Here is a 1,356-nt window from a genome sequence, read left to right as displayed (position 1 = left end):
GCAGGGATGCTCCTATAGATGTCAAGCGGCTGTCTCTAGAGATTCTGTTGAGCTCGTCAGCGGGTCTGTTCGACGGGTGACCAGTCGGTACATCTCGCGGGCGATGGCGCGTTTAAGACAGCGGATGATGTCCTTCTTCGTCAGTCCTTCGGCGGTGCGTTTCTGGACGTATGCGCGGGTCGGCTCGTGGTAACGCATGCGGACCAGTGCCACGGTGTAGAGCGCATTGTTGGCGGCACGGTCGCCGCCCCGGTTGAGCCGGTGCCGGTGCCGCTTTCCTGAGGAGGCGGGAACGGGCGCTACCCCGGTCAGGTGGGCGAAGGACGCCTCGGACCCGAGCCGGTCGGGGTTGTCGCCAGCGGTGATCAGCATCTGTGCCGCGACCTGGATACCGACGCCGGGCCGTTCAAGCATTTCGGGCGCGGCCTGTTGGGTGAGGTCGGTGAGCCAGCGGTGCAGTTCCTTGATTTCCTCATCGAGGTCCGCGTGACGACGCGCCAGTGAGCGCAACGCTCGCCGGCAGGCGATGCCGGGATCCGTCAGGTCAGCTCCGGGTCGCAGTCGTGCCAGGGACTTGATCATCTTCGCAGTGGGCAGTGGCTGCATCTGCTCGCGCAGGTTGGCCGGTCCGTTGACCAGGAGCGCCCGGATCTGGTTGATGCACTGGGTTCTGGCCTTGATCGCGGAGCGCTGCGCCAGGCGCAGGCACCGGATGGATTCGACGATGCCGTCCCGCGACTTCGGGGTTCCGGCCGCGCGTCCTGACGCGGCCGCCCGTGCCGCAGCGTATGCGTCCAGCGGGTCGGACTTGCCCTGCGAGCGTCGCGCAGATCGGTCTGGACGGTCGACCTCGACAACGGAGATTCCTGCGCCGGTGAGCACCCGCGCGAGCCCAGCACCGTAGGAGCCGGTGCCTTCGACTCCCACGCTCACCAGCTGGCCGCAGCCGAGCAACCATGACTGCAGAGATTCATAGCCGGCGGGCGTTGCAGGAAACTCGCGGTCAGCCAGCTCGCGACCGAGCTGGTCGACCACCGCGGCGTGGTGCGTGAGCGCGTGGGTGTCGACTCCGCCGAAGACTTCGGAGGACGAGGGGTGGTCGGTCATCGTGGTCTATGCCGCCTTTCATTGCCAGCTACAGGGGACGGCACACGCCCGGTCGAGCAAGGCGGACAAGACAGTGATGGGGCTTCTGCTCAAGCTCCTATGAGGTCACGCCGCCCGTCCGGTCGCGTGCGTGGCATCCCCGGGCCTGAAGATCGACGAATCCCATGCAAAGGCAGTCGCTGACGCCCGTCGACAATCGAGTCAGACCTCCACCCGGGGATGCCAAAACCCATCCTCACTGTCGACAAT

General features: G+C 66.0%; 1 protein-coding gene. It reads right to left on the bottom strand.

Features of this window, described 5'->3' with window-relative positions; translation table 11 throughout:
* Positions 1-21: 21 nt before the first annotated feature.
* Positions 22-1,107, bottom strand: a complete 1,086-nt coding sequence (locus tag AB8K43_RS15435; protein ID WP_370895091.1) for an IS110 family transposase — start codon at positions 1,105-1,107, stop codon at positions 22-24.
* Positions 1,108-1,356 lie beyond the last annotated feature (249 nt).

The sequence above is a fragment of the Janibacter sp. GXQ6167 genome, assembly GCF_041365945.1.
Classification (GTDB): Bacteria; Actinomycetota; Actinomycetes; order Actinomycetales; family Dermatophilaceae; genus JBGFSK01.
This window is presented reverse-complemented; position numbering and strand designations above follow the sequence as displayed.

What these genes read in the sequence shown, in the direction of transcription:
- AB8K43_RS15435 (WP_370895091.1), bottom strand. Translation starts at nt 1,107, where the DNA reads ATGACCGACCACCCCTCGTCCTCCGAAGTCTTCGGCGGAGTCGACACC.